At 70.7% G+C, this 16974-nt stretch carries 14 protein-coding genes and 1 pseudogene; 10 read left to right on the forward strand and 5 right to left on the reverse strand.

The window, feature by feature from the left end:
• Window positions 1–50 precede the first annotated feature (50 nt).
• On the reverse strand, window positions 51–1256 hold the full coding sequence (locus ACQCO7_RS30095) for a L,D-transpeptidase (RefSeq protein ID WP_464074752.1): 1206 nt from the start codon (window positions 1254–1256) through the stop codon (window positions 51–53).
• A gap of 289 nt (window positions 1257–1545) precedes the next feature.
• Between ACQCO7_RS30095 and glgX the strand changes: the two genes are divergently transcribed.
• Both glgX and ACQCO7_RS30105 read left to right on the forward strand, forming a co-directional pair.
• Complete coding sequence (gene glgX, locus ACQCO7_RS30100; RefSeq protein WP_464074753.1) at window positions 1546–3684, forward strand: glycogen debranching protein GlgX; 2139 nt, start codon at window positions 1546–1548, stop codon at window positions 3682–3684.
• Between the two features lie 99 nt (window positions 3685–3783).
• Complete coding sequence (locus tag ACQCO7_RS30105) at window positions 3784–5190, forward strand: sulfatase-like hydrolase/transferase (protein ID WP_464074754.1); 1407 nt, start codon at window positions 3784–3786, stop codon at window positions 5188–5190.
• On the opposite strand, the gene ACQCO7_RS30110 is transcribed toward ACQCO7_RS30105, so the two are convergent.
• Complete coding sequence (locus tag ACQCO7_RS30110) at window positions 5187–5543, reverse strand: PH domain-containing protein (RefSeq protein ID WP_464074755.1); 357 nt, start codon at window positions 5541–5543, stop codon at window positions 5187–5189. The two genes, ACQCO7_RS30105 and ACQCO7_RS30110, sit on opposite strands and share 4 nt — an antisense overlap.
• A 213-nt stretch (window positions 5544–5756) precedes the next feature.
• Here ACQCO7_RS30110 and ACQCO7_RS30115 point away from each other — a divergent pair, with 213 nt between their 5' ends.
• From ACQCO7_RS30115 to ACQCO7_RS30125, 3 genes are all read left to right on the forward strand, one after another.
• Window positions 5757–6560: a polysaccharide deacetylase family protein gene (locus ACQCO7_RS30115; protein ID WP_464074756.1), complete on the forward strand. Its 804-nt coding sequence runs from the start codon at window positions 5757–5759 to the stop codon at window positions 6558–6560.
• The gene (locus ACQCO7_RS30120; protein ID WP_464074757.1) at window positions 6557–7720 is read left to right on the forward strand and encodes a YncE family protein; all 1164 of its coding nucleotides are present in this window, start codon (window positions 6557–6559) and stop codon (window positions 7718–7720) included. The genes ACQCO7_RS30115 and ACQCO7_RS30120 overlap by 4 nt, the downstream gene beginning before the upstream one ends.
• Before the next feature lie 119 nt (window positions 7721–7839).
• Window positions 7840–8430, forward strand: a complete 591-nt coding sequence (locus ACQCO7_RS30125) for an ADP-ribosyltransferase (protein ID WP_464074758.1) — start codon at window positions 7840–7842, stop codon at window positions 8428–8430.
• A gap of 11 nt (window positions 8431–8441) precedes the next feature.
• Here ACQCO7_RS30125 and ACQCO7_RS30130 read toward each other — a convergent pair whose 3' ends face one another.
• Window positions 8442–9077, reverse strand: coding sequence for an N-acetyltransferase family protein (locus ACQCO7_RS30130; RefSeq protein ID WP_464074759.1), 636 nt, complete (start codon window positions 9075–9077; stop codon window positions 8442–8444).
• Between the two features lie 51 nt (window positions 9078–9128).
• Here ACQCO7_RS30130 and ACQCO7_RS30135 point away from each other — a divergent pair, with 51 nt between their 5' ends.
• Together ACQCO7_RS30135 and ACQCO7_RS30140 are read left to right on the forward strand one after the other, a co-directional pair.
• The gene (locus ACQCO7_RS30135) at window positions 9129–10040 is read left to right on the forward strand and encodes a MerR family transcriptional regulator (RefSeq protein WP_464074760.1); all 912 of its coding nucleotides are present in this window, start codon (window positions 9129–9131) and stop codon (window positions 10038–10040) included.
• Window positions 10041–10088: 48 nt separating this feature from the next.
• Window positions 10089–10301, forward strand: coding sequence for an EF-hand domain-containing protein (locus tag ACQCO7_RS30140; protein ID WP_010350019.1), 213 nt, complete (start codon window positions 10089–10091; stop codon window positions 10299–10301).
• A gap of 24 nt (window positions 10302–10325) precedes the next feature.
• Here ACQCO7_RS30140 and ACQCO7_RS30145 read toward each other — a convergent pair whose 3' ends face one another.
• The gene (locus tag ACQCO7_RS30145; protein WP_464074761.1) at window positions 10326–10619 is read right to left on the reverse strand and encodes a hypothetical protein; all 294 of its coding nucleotides are present in this window, start codon (window positions 10617–10619) and stop codon (window positions 10326–10328) included.
• Window positions 10620–10764: 145 nt separating this feature from the next.
• A complete protein-coding gene (locus tag ACQCO7_RS30150) occupies window positions 10765–10989 on the reverse strand; it encodes an ATP-binding cassette domain-containing protein (protein ID WP_464077321.1) in 225 nt (74 codons plus the stop codon).
• An 88-nt stretch (window positions 10990–11077) separates the two neighbouring features.
• On the opposite strand from ACQCO7_RS30150, the pseudogene ACQCO7_RS30155 reads away from it, so the two are divergent.
• The 3 genes and pseudogenes from ACQCO7_RS30155 to ACQCO7_RS30165 form a co-directional block, all read left to right on the forward strand.
• A pseudogene (locus ACQCO7_RS30155) lies at window positions 11078–12402 on the forward strand (IS200/IS605 family accessory protein TnpB-related protein); the annotation flags it as partial.
• Between the two features lie 95 nt (window positions 12403–12497).
• On the forward strand, window positions 12498–13160 hold the full coding sequence (locus ACQCO7_RS30160) for an NADPH-dependent F420 reductase (RefSeq protein ID WP_464074762.1): 663 nt from the start codon (window positions 12498–12500) through the stop codon (window positions 13158–13160).
• 564 nt (window positions 13161–13724) lie between these two features.
• Window positions 13725–16892, forward strand: coding sequence for a helix-turn-helix transcriptional regulator (locus ACQCO7_RS30165; RefSeq protein WP_464074763.1), 3168 nt, complete (start codon window positions 13725–13727; stop codon window positions 16890–16892).
• Window positions 16893–16974: the final 82 nt, after the last annotated feature.

Here is a 16974-nt window from a genome sequence, read left to right on the forward strand (position 1 = left end):
TGGTCAGCTGAACGTCACCGTTTCGTCGCAAAGGACCCACACGCCCTCTCCTACCCGACCGCACCCCCCGCGACCCACTCCTTCCAGCCCATGTTCCAGCCGCCCAGCCCGTTGTCCGCCGCCACCGTCCTGTCCCGGCTGTTGACCACCTCCACCACGTCCCCGATCAGGCTCCGGTCGAAGAACCACCCCGCCGGCGTCTGGGACGACCCCCCCTTCACATCCCTCAGCCCCACACACCCGTGACTCACGTTCACCCGTCCAACGGCGTACGGCGCCCAGTAGTTCCCGTGCAGGAACGTCCCCGAGTCGGTCAGCCGCATCGCGTGCGGCACGTCCGGGATGTCGTACTCCCCGCCGAACCCGACGGTCCGGCTGTTCATCCGCGTCACGTCGAGCATCTCGGTGACGACCATCTTCCCGTTGTACGTCGGTGTCTTCGGCGAACCCGCGGTGATCGGCACGGTCGCCAGGAGCCGCCCGTCGCGCCGCACCTCCATCGTGTGGTCGGCGGCGTCCACCAGCGACACCTGGCTGCGCCCGACGGTGAACGAGAACGTCTTGGACTGGAGCCCGTACACCCCCGGCGCCCCCTCGACGTCCCGCAGCCGCAGCGTCACGGTGACCTCGGTGCCCGGCTTCCAGTACTCGCGCGGCCGGAAGTCCAGCCGCTCGCCGCCGAACCAGTGCGGGCGCACCTCCACCGGGGGGTCCGCGGTGACCTCGACGGCCCGCTCGACGTCCGCGCGGCCGACGATCTCCCGGTTGAACTCCAGCGACACGATCATGCCGGTGCCGACGACCGACCGGTTCTCCGGAGCGACGTACCCGATGAACCGCTCGTCCGGCACGAACGTCGTGAACGTACTGTGCCGCGCCAGCCGGTTGCCCGACTCGTCGCGCGCGACGACGTCCACCGTGTACCGCGCGGCGAGCGCGAGCCGGTCGTCGTCCGGCCGCCAACTCCCGCCGCCGTCGACGATCCTGCCGGGTACGAGGGTCTCCTGCGCGTCCTGCACGCGCGCGACCCGTACGGACTCCAGCTTCCCGAACGGCACCCGCACCCGCAGCTTCCCGTCCGCCGCCACCCCCTTCACCCCGTCGTCCGGCGTCACCCGGATCACGTCCTGGGCAGCCGCCGGTTTCCCGAGCAGCCGCTCCATCCCGCTGCGCCCGTCCCCGGACGTACACCCGGCGACGAGCCCTGCCACCACGACGACCAGCGCGGCACCCGCGCGTCTTTGTCCATGCGTCACGGCCCTACAACGAGCAGATGCACTCCGGGGAAACGTGAAAAGGAAACATGAGTACGACCCCCGGTCTGCACGCGGCGACCTCTGGGCAGAACAGGGGGAGGACGACGACCGTACGCCGGGGAGCCGCCGCCACGCCGTATCCATCCGGCGGGGTGTCCCGGTGGCGGACAGGACGAAGAGGGGCCGACCGGTGTCCAGCACAGCCGAACAGGAGTCAGCGACGCCGGAATCCGGCGCGGACCCGCATTCCGGTGTGGAACCGCATTCCGGTGCGGGCGGTCCGGACGCCATGGCGCCATCCGTCTGGCCCGGCGCCCCCGTCCCCCTCGGCGCGCGCGTCCGCACCGGCCCCGGCGGGGTGAGCGGCACCAACTTCGCGCTGTGGGCGGGCGGCGCGGAGGCCGTCGACCTGTGCCTTTTCGACGACGACGGCGCCGAGACCCGCGTACGGCTCACCGAACTCACCCACGAGATCTGGCACGGCTTCGTCCCCGGCGTGCGCCCCGGCCGCCGCTACGGCTACCGCGTGCACGGCCGCTGGGACCCCTGGACCGGCGCCCGCTGGAACCCGGCGAAGCTGCTCCTCGACCCGTACGCCCGTGCCGTGGACGGCGAGTTCGGGCTGCCGCCCGAGGTGTACGGCCACGTCCGCGACTGGCCCCAGCAGCACATCGCCGACACCGTCCGCGACGACCGCGACTCAGCGCCCCACGTTCCCAAGGGAGTCGTCGTCCAGGACGAGGACGACTGGGCCGACGACCAGCGCCCCAAGACGCCCTGGGCGGACTCGGTGATCTACGAGCTGCACGTCCGCGGCTTCACCAGGCTGCACCCCGGCATCCCGCCCGAACTCCGGGGCACCTACGCCGGGTTGGCGCACCCGGCGGCCGTCGAGCACCTCGTGAAGCTCGGCGTCACGGCCGTCGAACTCCTCCCCGTCCACCAATTCGCCCACGAGGACCACCTGTTGCGGAAGGGGCTGCGCAACTACTGGGGCTACAACTCCATCGGCTACTTCGCCCCGCACGCCGCCTACGCCTCCTCCGGTACGACGGGACAGCAGGTCGGAGAGTTCAAGCGCATGGTCCGCGCGCTGCACGCGGCGGGCATCGAGGTGATCCTCGACGTTGTCTACAACCACACCGCCGAAGCGGGGGAGTTGGGGCCGACGCTCTCCCTCAAGGGCATCGACAACCGCGGCTACTACCGCCTCCAGGACGACGCCCGCCGGTACGCCGACTACACCGGCTGCGGCAACACCCTGCACGTCGTCCAGCCGCACGTCCTGCGCCTGATCACCGACTCCCTGCGCTACTGGGTCACCGAAATGGGCGTCGACGGCTTCCGGTTCGACCTCGCGGCGGCGCTGGCCCGCTCGATGCACGACGTCGACATGCTGTCCCCGTTCCTCGCGGTCATCGCACAAGACCCTGTGCTGCGACGGGTGAAGCTCATCGCCGAGCCCTGGGACGTCGGGTCGGGCGGCTACCAGGTCGGCGCGTTCCCGCCGCTGTGGACCGAGTGGAACGACCGGTACCGGGGCACCGTACGGGACTTCTGGCGCGGCGCGCTGCCCGACGTACGGGAGATGGGGTACCGGCTCTCCGGGTCCAGCGATCTCTACGCCTGGGGCGGGCGGCGGCCCTACGCATCTGTCAACTTCATCACCGCGCACGACGGTTACACGCTGCGCGACCTCGTGTCGTACGAGCGCAAGCACAACGAGGCCAACGGGGAAGGGAACCGGGACGGGAGCGACGACAACCGCTCCTGGAACTGCGGGGTCGAGGGGGAGACCGACGACACCGGTGTACTCGCACTGCGTCAGCGGCAGTTGAGGAACCTCATGACGACACTGCTGCTGTCCACCGGGGTGCCGATGCTCGTCGCCGGGGACGAGATGGGGCGGACCCAGGGGGGCAACAACAACGCGTACTGCCAGGACGACGCCACGAGTTGGGTCGACTGGGGGCTGCTGGAGGAGCCGGGGTGGCGGTCGCTGTTCGAGCTGAGTTCGCGGCTGATCGGGCTGAGACATCGTCACCCGGTGCTGCGGCGGCGGGCGTTCTTCTCCGGGCGGGCTCATTCCGCCGACGGGATACGGGACTTGGCGTGGTTCACGGCGCGGGGCAAGGAGATGACCGACGGCGACTGGTACGCGCCGGCCACCACGCTCGGCATGTACCTGTCCGGACGGGACATTCCCGGGCGGGACGAGCGGGGGGAACCGATCGTCGACGACAGCTTCTTCGCGGTGCTGCACGCGGGGGAGGCGGCGGTGCGGTGCACACTGCCGGGGGTGCCGTGGGCCGAGCGGTACGAGGTGGTGGTGGACACCGCGCAGGAGTCGGAGGGGGTCGTGCACGACGCCGGGACGGAGGTGGTGATCCCGGGGCGAACCGTGCTGTTGCTGAGGGTGCGTTCGTGAACACCGGATGAAACCAGCCGACTCGGTCTTGATCCGGAACTTCGACGCTCCGCATCCTCGGGATGTTCCCCTTCGTGAATCCCGTGCCGAGGTTGCCGTATGTCCGAGATGTCCCGTCGCGCGTTCGGCGGTCTGGTGGGCGGTGGCGCGGTCACGACTGTCGCCGGGACGGCCGGTGAGGCTCAAGCGGCGCCTGCGGAACGGCCGTTCAGGGCCGCACGCCGAAGCAGTGGCCGCGGCGCGCGCCCCAACTTCCTCGTCATCCTCGGGGACGACCTCGGCTGGGCCGACCTCTCCTCGTACGGCGCGCCGCACATCAAGACGCCCCACCTGGACCGGCTCGCGCGGGAGGGGGTGCGGTTCACCGACGCGTACTCCGGGTCCGCGACCTGCTCGCCGACCCGCTTCAGCCTCTACACCGGGCGGTATCCGGGGCGTACGCCGGGCGGGCTCGCGGAGCCCGTCGGGAACCGGACGCAGGGGCTCGACCCCGAACACCCCACGCTGGCCTCCCTGTTGAAGGGGGCGGGGTACGCGGCGGCGCTCATCGGGAAGTGGCACTGCGGGTGGCTGCCCGACTACAGCCCCACGAAGTCGGGTTGGGACGAGTTCTTCGGCAACCACGGTGGGGTCCTTGAGTACTTCTCCAAGCTGGGGCAGCTCGGCGAGTACGACCTCTTCGAGGGGGACGCCGAGTACAAGGACCTGCGGTACTACACGACCGTCCTCACCGAGCGGGCCGTCGAGTACGTGTCCCGGGAGCACGGCGGGCCGTGGCTGCTGAACCTCAACTTCACCACCCCGCACTGGCCTTGGCTCGCCGAGGGGGACGCGGAGACCGGTGCCGGGATCGCCGCGAAGATCCGGGCGGCGAAGAGCCAGGCCGACGTCGTCGTCGCCCTCAACCACTACGACGGGGGCTCGGTCGCCAAGTACACGGAGATGGTGGAGAGTCTGGACGCGGCGGTCGGCGAGGTCCTGTCCGCGCTGCGCCGCTCGGGTCAGGAGGACAACACGGTCGTCCTCTTCGCCAGCGACAACGGCGGCGAACGCTACTCCTACAACTGGCCGTTGAGCGGCCAGAAGTTCCAGCTCCTGGAGGGCGGCATCCGCGTCCCCACGATCCTCCGCTGGCCGTCCCGGATAGACCCCCACCAGGTCAGCCACGAACCGAACTTCTCCCCGGACTGGACGGCGACACTCCTGGAACTGGGCGGCGCACGACCCGACCCCGCCTACCCCCTCGACGGCACGAGCCTCGCGGGTTACTTGTTGCGCGGCGAAGTGCTTCCGGAGCGCGACCTGTTCTGGCGGGTCCGGGCCAACAAGGCTCTGAGGCGCGGCGATTGGAAGTACTACCAGGACAAGGACAAGGCCGACCACCTCTACAACCTCGCGGCAGACTCCCGAGAACAGGCCGATCTGGCGCCGGACGAACCGGAGTTGCTGGCGGACCTGAAGGCGGCGTGGGAGAGGACGGCGGCGACGCTGTTGCCGTACAGCTAGGCGCGGTGCCGGAGCCACCAGTCGGTGATCTCGCGAGCCTTGTCGTCGAACCCCGGGTCCGCGAAGGACTGCGGGGCGGGGAGGGTGCGGCGCTTGCCACCGGTGGTGTGGAGGACGAGCTGACGGACGCCGAAGAGGGATCGGACCTCCAGGCGGGCGATGTCGGACCAGCGGACCTTGTGGCTGCGGAAGCCGCCGCGGAAGCGCACGTCGAACTCGGTGAGCCGCACCCGGTCATCGCTGAAGAACGGGACGAGCAGGACGGCCGCCGTGGGGCCGAGCGCCAGGATCAGCAGGTCCCTGGCGCTGAAGGCCAGGGCTCCGCAGGCCGTCATCACCGACAGGAGCGTCATGGCAGGTACGTAGACGGCTGCCAGCGGGAGTCTGACCTGGCGGCGACTGAGGCGATAAGGGCCCGGGGGATGCACGCGGGAGCAGCCGTTCGTCGAAGAGATCATGTGTTCGTCGCATCGTCGGGCACGGTCGGCGCGGCGTCCAGTGAGATCCTCATCCTTCTGCGCCTCCGGGCGGGTGAATCACCTGTTTTCGGGTGGTAACCCCCTTAAATGGGCCAGGTGACTACGACCGACCGTCGTGCCGCGCTGCGGGCGGGTGCTGGGCTTGTTGCCGGGGGCGTGTTCGTCGCCTCGTGTTCCGGGCGTGGTGATCCGGGCCGTGCCGAGCCGTCCCGTGCCGCGCCCGGCACCACCCCGTCGCGCGCGCCGGCCCGCACCCTCACCGCCGTACCGACCCCCCGCGCCTTTCCCCGCGAGCCGGCGCAGATCGCGACCGGGCCGCGTACCCACTCCCAGGTCGCGCTGACCTTTCATGGCGCCGGTGATCCGGGCATCGCCAAGTCGGTGCTCGGGGAGGTAGAGCGGGCCGGGGCCCGGGTGACCGTGCTCGCCGTCGGGGCCTGGCTCGACGAGCATCCCGAGATGGCCCGACGGGTGCTCGACGGGGGGCACGACCTGGGGAATCACACGCAGCGGCACCTCGGGATCAACGACATGCCCGAGGCCGAGGCGCGTGCGGAGATCGGTGCGTGTGCCGAGCGGCTCAAGCGGCTGACCGGCGGGATCGGGAACTGGTTCCGGCCGTCGCGGGCCGCGCGCGCCTCCCCGCTGGTGGTGCGGCTCGCGCGGGAGGCCGGGTACCCGCACGTCCTGTCGTACGACGTCGACCCGCTCGACTTCACCTCCCCCGGCGCGGACCAGATCGCCCGCGCGGTCCTCGGCGACGCCCGCGCGGGCTCCGTCGTGAGCCTGCACTTCGGTTACCGCGACACGGTCGCCGCCCTCCCCGTCGTCCTCGAAGAACTCGGCCGCCGCGGGCTGCGCGCGGTCACCACCACGGAGCTGCTCAGTTGAAGAGTCGTCCTGCGTTCGTCGCCCTCCTCCTCGCCACGGCGCTCGCCGCCTGCGGCACCCAGAGCGGGGACCGGAAGACCGAGGCCACGAAGGCCGCCATCCCGGCGCCGGTGAAGAGAACGGTTCCCCAGGGGCTGCCCGGCATGCCGCCGGTGCTCGACCCGAAGGACGTGTACGCCGCCGACCGGCCGAACCGGCTCTCACCGGTCGTCAAGGACTTCCCGTCCCGCGTGTACGTCCCGAACACCGAGTCGGACACGGTGAGCGTCATCGACCCGAAGACGTACAAGATCGTCGACACCCTGCACGTCGGCCGCCAGCCCCAACACGTCGTCCCCTCCTGGGACTTGAAGACCCTGTGGGTCAACAACAACCGGGGCCACACCCTCACGCCGATCGACCCGCGAACCGGCAAGGCGGGCAAGCCCGTCGAGGTGCACGACCCGTACAACCTGTACTTCACGCCGAACGGCAAGTACGCGGTCGTGATGGCCTCCATGGACCGGGAACTGGCGTTCCGGGACCCGCACACGATGGCGCGGATCAAGACCGTGCCGGTCACCTGCTACGGCGTCAACCACGCCGACTTCTCGCTCGACGGCCGCTACTTCATCGTCAGTTGCGAGTTCAGCGGCGAACTCCTGAAGGTCGACACGGAGAAGATGGAGGTCGTCGGCCAGCAGAAGCTCCCGTTCGACGGCGCGATGCCGCAGGACGTGAAGATCTCGCCCGACGGGAAGCGCTTCTACATCGCCGACATGATGGCCGACGGCATGTGGATCGTCGACGGAAAGACCTTCGGCAAACCGGAGTTCCTCCCCACCGGCAAGGGCTGCCACGGCCTCTACGTCAGCCGCGACTCCCGCGAGATGTACATCTCCAACCGGGGCGAGGGCACCATCTCCATCTTCGACTTCACGCGGAACAAGCTGACGAAGAAGTGGCACCTCCCGCAGGGCGGCAGCCCCGACATGGGCGGCGTCTCGGCGGACGGCAAAGTCCTCTGGCTGTCGGGGCGTTACGACGCGGAGGTGTACGCGATCGACACCAGCACCGGCAAGCAGCTCGCCCGCATCAAGGTCGGCTCGGGCCCGCACGGACTCGCGGTCTACCCGCAGCCCGGGCGCTACTCGCTGGGCCACACGGGCATCTTCCGCTGAACGCGGGCCGACTTGAACACGGCCCTGCGTGAACGCGGGCTGACTTGAGGTCAGTTGACTCGCCGCCGTACGGGTGAAGATCCCCGCCCGGCAGCCCCGCACCCGGCAGGCTGCCCCGCATGATCACCATTTCCGTACGGCGGCGCACCGCGGCCGTCGTCCTGTGCCTGACCGCCGTCTTCGCCACCTCGGCCGCGGCCCCCGCCCCGAGCCTCGCGGCGGCCCCCAAGTGCCCCCAGTTCGCGGACAAGTTGAAGTCTGCGGCCGACAAGAACGTCCACCTCGACCGGATCACCCCCGATCCGGTCTGGCGCGCCACCTGCGGCACCCTCTACCGCAGCGACAGCCGCACCCCCGACAAGATCTTCCCCTTCGGGTTCTTCCCCAAGGACGTCGAGAACGGCCAGTACGACATCGAGAAGTACGTCCTGGTCAACCAGCCCTCCCCGTACGTCTCCACGAGCTACGACCACGACCTGTACAAGACCTGGTACAAGTCCGGCTGGAACTACTACATCGACGCACCCGGCGGCATCGACGTCAACAAGACCATCGGCGACACGCACAAGTGGGCCGACCAGGTCGAGGTGGCGTTCCCCGGCGGGATCGCCCGCGAGTACATCCTCGGCGTGTGCCCGGTCGACAAGGTCAAGAAGATCGAGATCATGGACGACTGCCAGAGCAACCCCTACTTCGAGCCCTGGCACTGAGTACGGTGCTTTCAGGGGCCTTTGAGCATCAACAGCTCTGACCCCACCGGCACATAGCCCGCCGCCTGGAACGCCCGCAGACTCCGGGCGTTCCCCGGCGCGACCTGCGCCCACACCGACTCCCCGGCCAAGTGCCGGGCGGCGGCTACGAGTTGGCGTCCGATGCCCCGGCCGCGTACGGCGTCGTCGACCTCCACGGACACCTCCAGGCGTCCGCCGATCCCGCGTCCGAGGATCAGGACGCCGCCGTCCGCCTGCCAGACCTGCACGTCGTCGCGGCGTTCGAGCGCGTACGTCGCCCGAGGGTGGCCGGTGTCGGTGATCTCCCGCAGTGGCAAAGGGAGTTCACCTTCTTGCGGCTGGGCCACCAGCATCGCGTCCACCGTCTCCGCCGTACGGCCCGTGTGTTCCAACAGGGCGTTGAGGAAGGCGGGGTGGGTCGGGGCCGAGTACAGGTCGCAGTCGACTCGGCGGAGTTGGGCGTACACCCAGTCGGGGTCCTCGTCCAGGAAGACCACCGCGTGCGCGGTGAAGTTCAGGACGCCCGCGTCGCGTCGCGACATCTGGGGGACGACCGTCGTGCGGCCGTCCGGCGGGGGGAAGACGCCGTGCGCCGCGCCGTCGAGAATGTCCCGCAAGGTCTCCACCGCATATCCCCTCTTGAGTCTCCACCCACTGGAAGGCCCAGACTCCGACACATGATCGACCACGGTACGGGGCTGTTCACCATCGGCGAGCTGGCCCGCTCCAGCGGACTGTCCGTCCGCACCGTCCGCTACTGGTCCGACGAGGGCGTTCTCGACCCCGTCGGCCGCTCGGCGGGCGGTTACCGGCTGTACGACGCCGAGGGCGCCGCGCGGCTGGAGCTGATCCGCACCCTGCGCGAACTCGGGCTCGGGCTCGACGCCGTGCGTGAGGTGCTGGCCGGGGAGCGGACCGTCGCCGAGGTGGCCGCGACGCACGTCGCCGCCATCGACGTACGGATCAGGTCCTTGAAGGTGATCCGGGCCGTGCTGTCGAGCGTCGCACGACGGGGTTCCACGACGGAGGAGATGACTCTCATGCACAGGCTGGCGAAGCTGTCCGCGGCCGAACGGCAGCGGATCATGGAGGAGTTCGTGGCGGAGACGCTGCACGGGCTGCCGGAGGTCGACCCGGACGTCCGGGAGCGGATGCGGCGGATGGCCGTCGAGCTGTCCGACGACCCTACGCCCGAACAGGTCGACGCCTGGGTCGAGTTGGCGGGGATGCTGGAGGATCCGGAGTTCCGGGCGCAGATGCGGCGGGCCGTCGAGTTCAACGCGGCCGACCGGACCGGGAGTTCGCCCTCCGGGGAAGCGGTGTGGTTCGCCAAGCGGCTCGTCGAGCGGGTCGCTCCGCTGCGGGAGCGGGGGGTAGCGCCGGACTCCGTCGAGGCTTCGGCGGTGCTTCGGGATCTCTTCGGGGACGCCGACCGGGGGGACGTCCTGGAGCGGATGACCGCCGGGTTCAACGAGCGCGTCGCACGGTACCGGGAGCTGCTCTCCATCGTGAACCGGCAGCCCGCGCCGCCGCACGCGGAGGACTTCGCGTGGGTGGTCACCGCGCTGCGTGTCTCTGCGGGCGGCTAGTCTGACCTGCGTCAGTCGGACAGCAAGCAGTGGATAAGGGGCGGATCGGTGGCGAACATCGAAGAAGCGCGCAAGGAATTCGACCGGATCGACACGGACGGTGACGGCGAGATCACCGCGGCCGAGTTCAAGACCGCCCTCGCGCAGGGTGGCGACTGGAACGTCACCGAGGCCGTCGCCGAGTCCATCATCAAGAGCCGGGACCTCGACGGGGACAAGAAGCTGTCGTTCGACGAGTTCTGGGCGCACTTGAGCAAGTAGGCGGTCTTCTCGAAGAGGGTCGGCTCAGCCCCTCGGCCGCTGGATGCGTATGCTCCGGCGGCCGTCGGCGTGCTGGTCCAGGGGGAGGGGTAGGGGCAGGGGGGAGGTCGAAGCACTTGCCGACCAGGTCCGGGGTGAGGGTTTCCGGTGTTGGGCTCTGGGCGATGGGAGTTCTTCCAGGTGGTGGGTGGCCAGGACCGTGGCCAGGTCGGGGTGGTTCTCCGCGAGTTTTCCCAGCGCGCCGATCAGTTGTTCTCTGCCGGGGAGGTTCAGGCCCGTCGCCGGTTCGTCCAGCAGCAGGAGGCGGGGCGCCGGCATCAGGGACTGCGGGCCTTCTTGAGGGTGCTCAGGCCCAGCGTGTTCATCAACTCCTCCGCCCTGTCCCGCTGTTCGGGGGTCGGCCGCCAACGCGGGAGCGGGGGCACCGAGTTGGTGATGCAGGTCAGTACGACCTCGCGGGTGGTCAGTGGGACGTGCGGGGGTGGCGGGGGTCCACGTGTCCGACGCGCGTCCTCAAGTCTCGTACGGCTACCCGGCCCAGGTGTTTTCCCCGTACGTCCACCGTTCCGCTCGTCGGGTGCACCCTCGCGCCCAGCAGGCCCAGCAGTGTTGACTTTCCTGCCCCGTTGGCGCCCAGGAGCGCCCAGTGTTCCCCTGTGCGGACCTTGAGGGTGACCTCCTGGAGGATCGTTCGGCCGTCTCGTGCGACGTGGGTGTCCGCTGCGTGCGGGACGAGGGCGTCGGGCGTGTGGGGACGCTGATAACTCCGCGCCGGGAAGTGGGTGGCGGGGGGCTACCCGTCGAAGAGCGAGTGGCACGCCAAGTCCCGCCGTCCGGCCGCTTTGGAGGCTCGGCATGATGCTGCCGTCCGGGACTGGCAGGCGGGGCGGGTGCGTGTCGTGCGCGGCGGCAAGCGCCTCGCGAACACCCGGAACCATCTCGCGAAGGCCCGGCTCGCCGAGACCGAGTGGCGGCGGTGGTGGGAGGCCGAACGCTGGTTCCCGGCCGCCGACGGAGAGTCGGGGAAACGGTTCGGGAACGAGACGATCCGCGTCACCCCCGATGGCGAAGTGTCCATCAAGCTGCCTGCCACGCTCGCCCACCACGCGAACGCCAGGCATGGCCGGTACGTCCTGACTTCCACCGTGGCATTCAAGCACCGGGGCGAGGCGTGGGCCGACCGTGTGGAAGCGAACCGGGCCGTGGCCTACCGCATCCACCTGGACGCGGGGCGCGGGCGCTGGTACCGCACCGCCTCGTGGCAACGGCCCGTCGTCCAGACGGTTCCGCTGGAGACGGCCCGAGCGGCGGGTATGGCCGGAGTGGACACCAACGCCGACCTCCCCCACGCTCGGCTTCGCTCGCGCGGGGGGACCCCCACCGCCGCCTACCGCCTCGACGTCCACGGCAACCCGGTGGGTGAGCCGCACCGCTTCTTCTACGACCTGTCCGGCACAGCCGATCACCGGGACGCGCAGATCCGGCACGCCATCACCCGGATCCTGCACCGGGCCAAGCGGTGCGGCGTGGCCGCCATCGCCGTTGAAGACCTCGACTTCACCGCGGAGAAGACCCGGGAGATGCACGGCCGCGAGAAGCGGTTCCGTCAGCTCAGCTCCGGCATCCCGACCGGGAAACCCAAGGCCCGCCTCGTCTCCATGGCCGCCGAAGCCGGCCTGTCGATCGTGGCCGTCGACCCGGCCTGTACCTCCCAGTGGGGTGGCCGGCACTGGCAGAAGCCGCTGGCCACCCCACGACGAAAGATGTCCCGTCACGATGCCGCCGGTATCGCGATCGGACGACGCGCCCCCTCGGGCATCCGATCCGGATGGGGGCACCTCCCGGGCCCTTCAGGTGCTGGGGGAGGACGGCACCGCCCCCGCACGACCAGAGTGATCGTGCGGGGCATCGGACCGTCCAGGCCCGACCGGAAGCCCGAGGACGTGAGGAAACCCGCCACTCCGTCACGGAGCGTGCACACGATGCAGGTGCCCGAACGGAGACAGCACACAGAACGCGGGCGACCAGCGCACCCAAAACCGTTCGGGATGCGCGCAGTGCCAGGACATGGGTCCAAGACCCACTCCTGATCACTGACTAGGAACGGTTGCTTGGAGTGTGTGTGGCGGGGGCGGAATAGGGGGTGGGAGAATTTGGTTGGGGGTACATGCGTATGCATCCATTGGAGGGTCAGTCATGAAGATCGGGATCATCGGGGCGGGCAACATCGGTGGGAACCTGACGCGGCGGCTTGCCGCGGTGGGGCATGACGTGTCCGTCGCCAACTCTCGGGGGCCGCAGACCTTGGGTGAACTTGCTGCCGAGACCGGGGCGACTGCCGTTGCCGTGGAGGACGCTGCCAAGGGGGCCGAGGTCGTTGTCGTGACCATTCCGCTCAAGGCGATTCCCGGGCTGCCGGACGATGTTCTTGCCGGGGCGGCCGAGGATGCTGTCGTCGTCGACACGAACAACTACTACCCGCGTGAGCGGGACGGGCGGATCGGGGAGATCGAGGACAGCGGGATCACGGAGAGCCGGTGGGTGGCCAATCACCTCGGGCGCGATGTGGTGAAGGTGTTCAACGGTACGTACGCGCAGGACATCCTGGACCGGCATCGGCCTGCGGGTGACCCCGAGCGGATCGCCGTACCTGTCGCCGGGGACGATCCGGTCGCCAAGGCGAAGGTGCGGGCGTTGGTCGAGGAGCTGGGGTTCGACACGGTTGATGCGGGGACGATCGACGAGTCGTGGCGCCAGCAGCCGGCTACGCCGGTGTATGGGCTGCGGGGGGATGCGGACGCGGTGCGGAAGGCGTTGGGGGAGGCTTCGGTGGAGCGGACGGAGGAGTTTCGGGGGTAGGGCGGGGGTGGTGGGTTCGGGGGCGGGCCGCTGGGGGTGGGGTGGGGTGTAACCGGGGAGTACCCGCGAAGCCCGAGCTGGCTCCGCGAGGGGTGAGGGTCGCCTTTCGGTGTACCTGGGTAGTACTCCCGGGGCTTGCGCCGCTGCCGTGAGGCGGGCGGGTCGGCCTTCGGGTGTACCCGGGTAGTACCTCCGAGGCTCGCGGCACCTCCGCAAGGTGCGCGGGTTGGCCCTGCGGGGTACCCCGGTAATACTCCCGAGCTACCCACCGCCCTCGCAGGAGACAGCCCGACGCCCGGGGTGCTACCCGGGTACGCCCCAGGGGCGACCCTCGTTTTCGCGGGCTCGGGTCTGTGCCCCGCGTGGATTACCCGGGTACCTCCCAGGGCTGATCCGCCCGCCTCGCCGGGACGGGCCCGTACCCCCTGCGAGCTACCCGTGTACCCCGCAGGGCCGATCTGCCCCCCGAATTCGCCCCCCTCCGCCTCCCCTCCGTCGTGAGTCTGTTCCGGGCGTTCCAATCCGGTCATACTGGGCGTCCTCCAGCGGGGAAGGGGTGGCTCCGTGGCGGCCAGTGGTGACCTTTTCGTACCGAATCCCTCTCCGCTCGCCGGGCGCGGCGCCGAGCTCGGTGTGCTGCGGGACGCCTGGCGGCGGACGCTGCGGCTGCGGCCCACCGTCGTGGTCGTCGAAGGCGCGCCGGGGATCGGGAAATCGGCGCTGGTCGGCGCGTTCCTGAAGGAGGCCGCGCCGCCGCTCGTCGCCCGGTCCTACGGGGACGAGGCGTGGGAGCGGCGGCCCTGGGAGGTGCTGCGGCAGGTCGTGCAGGAGCTGCCCGGCGCGCGGGGCGGGGAGTTGACCGAGGAGGCCGATCCCGCGCTGGTCGCCCGTGCGCTCGCGGAGGATCTGGGGCGGGTCGGGCCGGTGGTCGTCGTGGTCGACGACGCGCACTGGGGTGACCGCGCGTCGATGACGGCCCTGCGGCTCGCCGCGCGGTCGCTGCGCAACGAACCCGTGCTGCTCGTGCTGGCGCACGTGCCGGTCGACGCGGCGGTGACGCAGGGGCGTTCGTGGGGGCGCGCGCACGAGGGGCTCCACGAGGGGTGGCGGCGGCTGATCGAGTCCGGCGAGGGGGACGTCGTACGGCTGGAGGGGCTCTCGGCGGACGCGCTGCTGCGGCTCGCGCCGTCCTGGGGACAGCCCCGGCTCTCCCCGTCCGGGGCAGCGCACTTGCACGAGCTGACCGGCGGAAACCCGTTGCACGCACGGCAGTTGCTCCAACAGGTCACTCCGCACGCGCTCGCGTACGGACAGGGCCCGCTCCCCGCGCACCGGTCGATGCCGCTGACACTCATCTCCCGGCTGGGGTCCTGCGCGCCGGGGACACGGGACCTTGTGGCGGCCGGGGCGGTGTTGGGGCGACGGTTTCTGCTGGCGCAGGCAAGGGAGTTGGCGGGGTTGCGGGCGGGGGACGGGTACGGGGGTGAGGTGACCGGTGGGGTGGTCCGCGATGTGGGGGCGGGCGGGGTGCTCGGCGGGGCGGGGTCGGCGAGGGCGGTCGGTGGTGCGGGACAGGCTGGGGCGGTCGGCGACGTGGGGTCGGTGGGGGTGCCCGGAGATGTGGGGTCGGTCGAAGCGGTCGGCGGCGCGGAGTCGGAGGGGTTGCCCGGCGGCGTGAGGCCGGGCGGGTTGCCCGGCAGGGTGGAGTCGGCCGGAGCGGTCGGCGGCGTCGGGTCGGCCGGAGCGGTCGGTGGCGCAGGTGTGCCCGGTATGGGCGGGGGCGTGGCGCGAGGCGGGGGCGGTGATGTGGGTGAGGCGCTCGACGAAGCCGTGCGTGCGGGGCTGTTGGTGGAGGTGCCCGGCACCGGAGGGCGTACGCTCGCGTTTCCCAACGGGGTGATCGGCGATTATGTGTACAGCGACATGAGCCCGGGGCGCCGCCGCCGACTGCACCGTGCCGCCGCCGAGTTCGGCGGACCGGACGCGCTGTGGCACCGGATCGCCGCGGACCAGGGCCAGAACGAGGACGTCGCGCTCGCCGCCGAGCGGGAGGCGCGCCGCCAACTCTCCCTCGGGAACCTCAGGTTGGCCGCGGTGTACGCCGGACACGCCCTCGAACTGACCCCACCGGGCCCGCATGTCCGCGCCCGCCTCCTCACGGCCGTGGAGACACTCCTGGTGAGCGGCGACGCGTCCACCGCACGGCGGTACGAAGGGGAGTTGACGTCGCTGGCACCGGGGCCGTGGGTGGACTACGTGCACGGATACCTGGTGCTGCTGGGCGGACGGATCACGGAGGCGCGGGGGCTGTTCTTACGGGCATTGGAGGCGGTGCGGGCGCCGGAGAGCGCAACTCCCGTGAAGGGGAGCCCACTTCAGGACCGCCTTCAGAACCACGAGACTCCCGCGCCCCCCTCAATCACCCCCGCCGACCTGGAAGCCCGCATCGCCACCCAGCTCGCCATCATCGGCGTAGTCCAACTCGACTACCAGGACATGGTGTTCTACGGCGAAGCCGCAGTAGCCGCCCCCACGGAGGAACCCTGGGTGAGGGCGTTCGCCTGGTTCGCCAAGACGGTGGGCACCGCCCTCGCAGGGGACGCCGGAAAGGCGCTGAAGGAGTTGGGCGCGGTGCACCTCCCGGGCGCCCCCGCCGGTCTGGACGGCCTGGTCGCGCGCGGCATGATCCGCCTCTGGACGGACGACCTGGACGGCGCCCACACGGACCTCGGCAGCGCGGTCGAGCGGGCAACTCGCGGCGAGGCGCTGCGGATCGGACAGGGCCTCGGGTTCCTCGGGGAGGCGGAGTACCGCAGGGGGAACCTCGCGGAGGCGGTCCGGCTGACGGCGTCGGCGATCGGGGACGCGGCGGAGAACGGCCGCGTCTGGGACTACCCCCTGCTGTACGCCCTGGCCTGCTACCCCCTTGCCGCGCAAGGAAGTTGGGAGGAGGCGGCGCGGCACGCGAGGGAGGCCACCGACTGGTCCCAGCTCCTCGCCAGCCCCATGAGCTTCGCGTTCGCGGCGGGCGCCCGCGCGGCCATCGCCCAGGCCGCCGAGGACCACGAGGGTTTCCTGGACGCGGCCGAGGCGATCGAGACGCACTACTCGTCCAGAGAACCCGGCGCACACCTCTTCGGCCCGGTCCGCGCGGACGCCCTCTCCCGACTGGGCCGCACGGCCGAAGCCGCCCACGAACTGGCCCAGTTCGCGGCCCGAACCCGCGAGGCGGACCGCGTCTCCGCCCACCTCGCCGTGGCCAGGGTCCGCGCCCAGATCAGCGAGGCCCGGGGCGAACCGGCCACCGCCCTCGCGTCCTGCGAGGAGGCCCTCACCCTGGCGAAGGAAGCGGGCCTGCCCCTGGAGGGCGCCCGCGTAAGATTGGTGACGGCGCGTCAATTATCGGCCCTGGGCAGAGGGCTGGCGGCGGAGGCGGCGTTACGCGAAGCCCTGCACACCTTCACCGACTCCGGCGCCCACGCCTACGAGGCCCAAACCCGGCGCCTGGCAGCCGACCTGGGCCTGAGCCTCACCGGCCCGGTCTCCGCCCTCGCCGCCCTCACCCCGCGCGAGCGCGAAGCCGTACGCCTCATGCGCACCGGCCTCTCCAACCAGGGCATCGCCCGCCGCCTCGGCGTCGCGCAGAAGACCGTGGAGACCCATCTCCAGCACGCCTACGACAAGTTGCACCTGAGCCGGGACCAACTCAGGGCGCTGAAGCTGGAAGACTGACGAGCCGTACCGGGGACGGCCGGACGGTTTCTCGGGGGTCGCTCCCGACGCGCTCCCCGAACTCCCGTCCTACCGTGGCGAG

The sequence above is a fragment of the Streptomyces saintjeani genome (assembly GCF_055409605.1).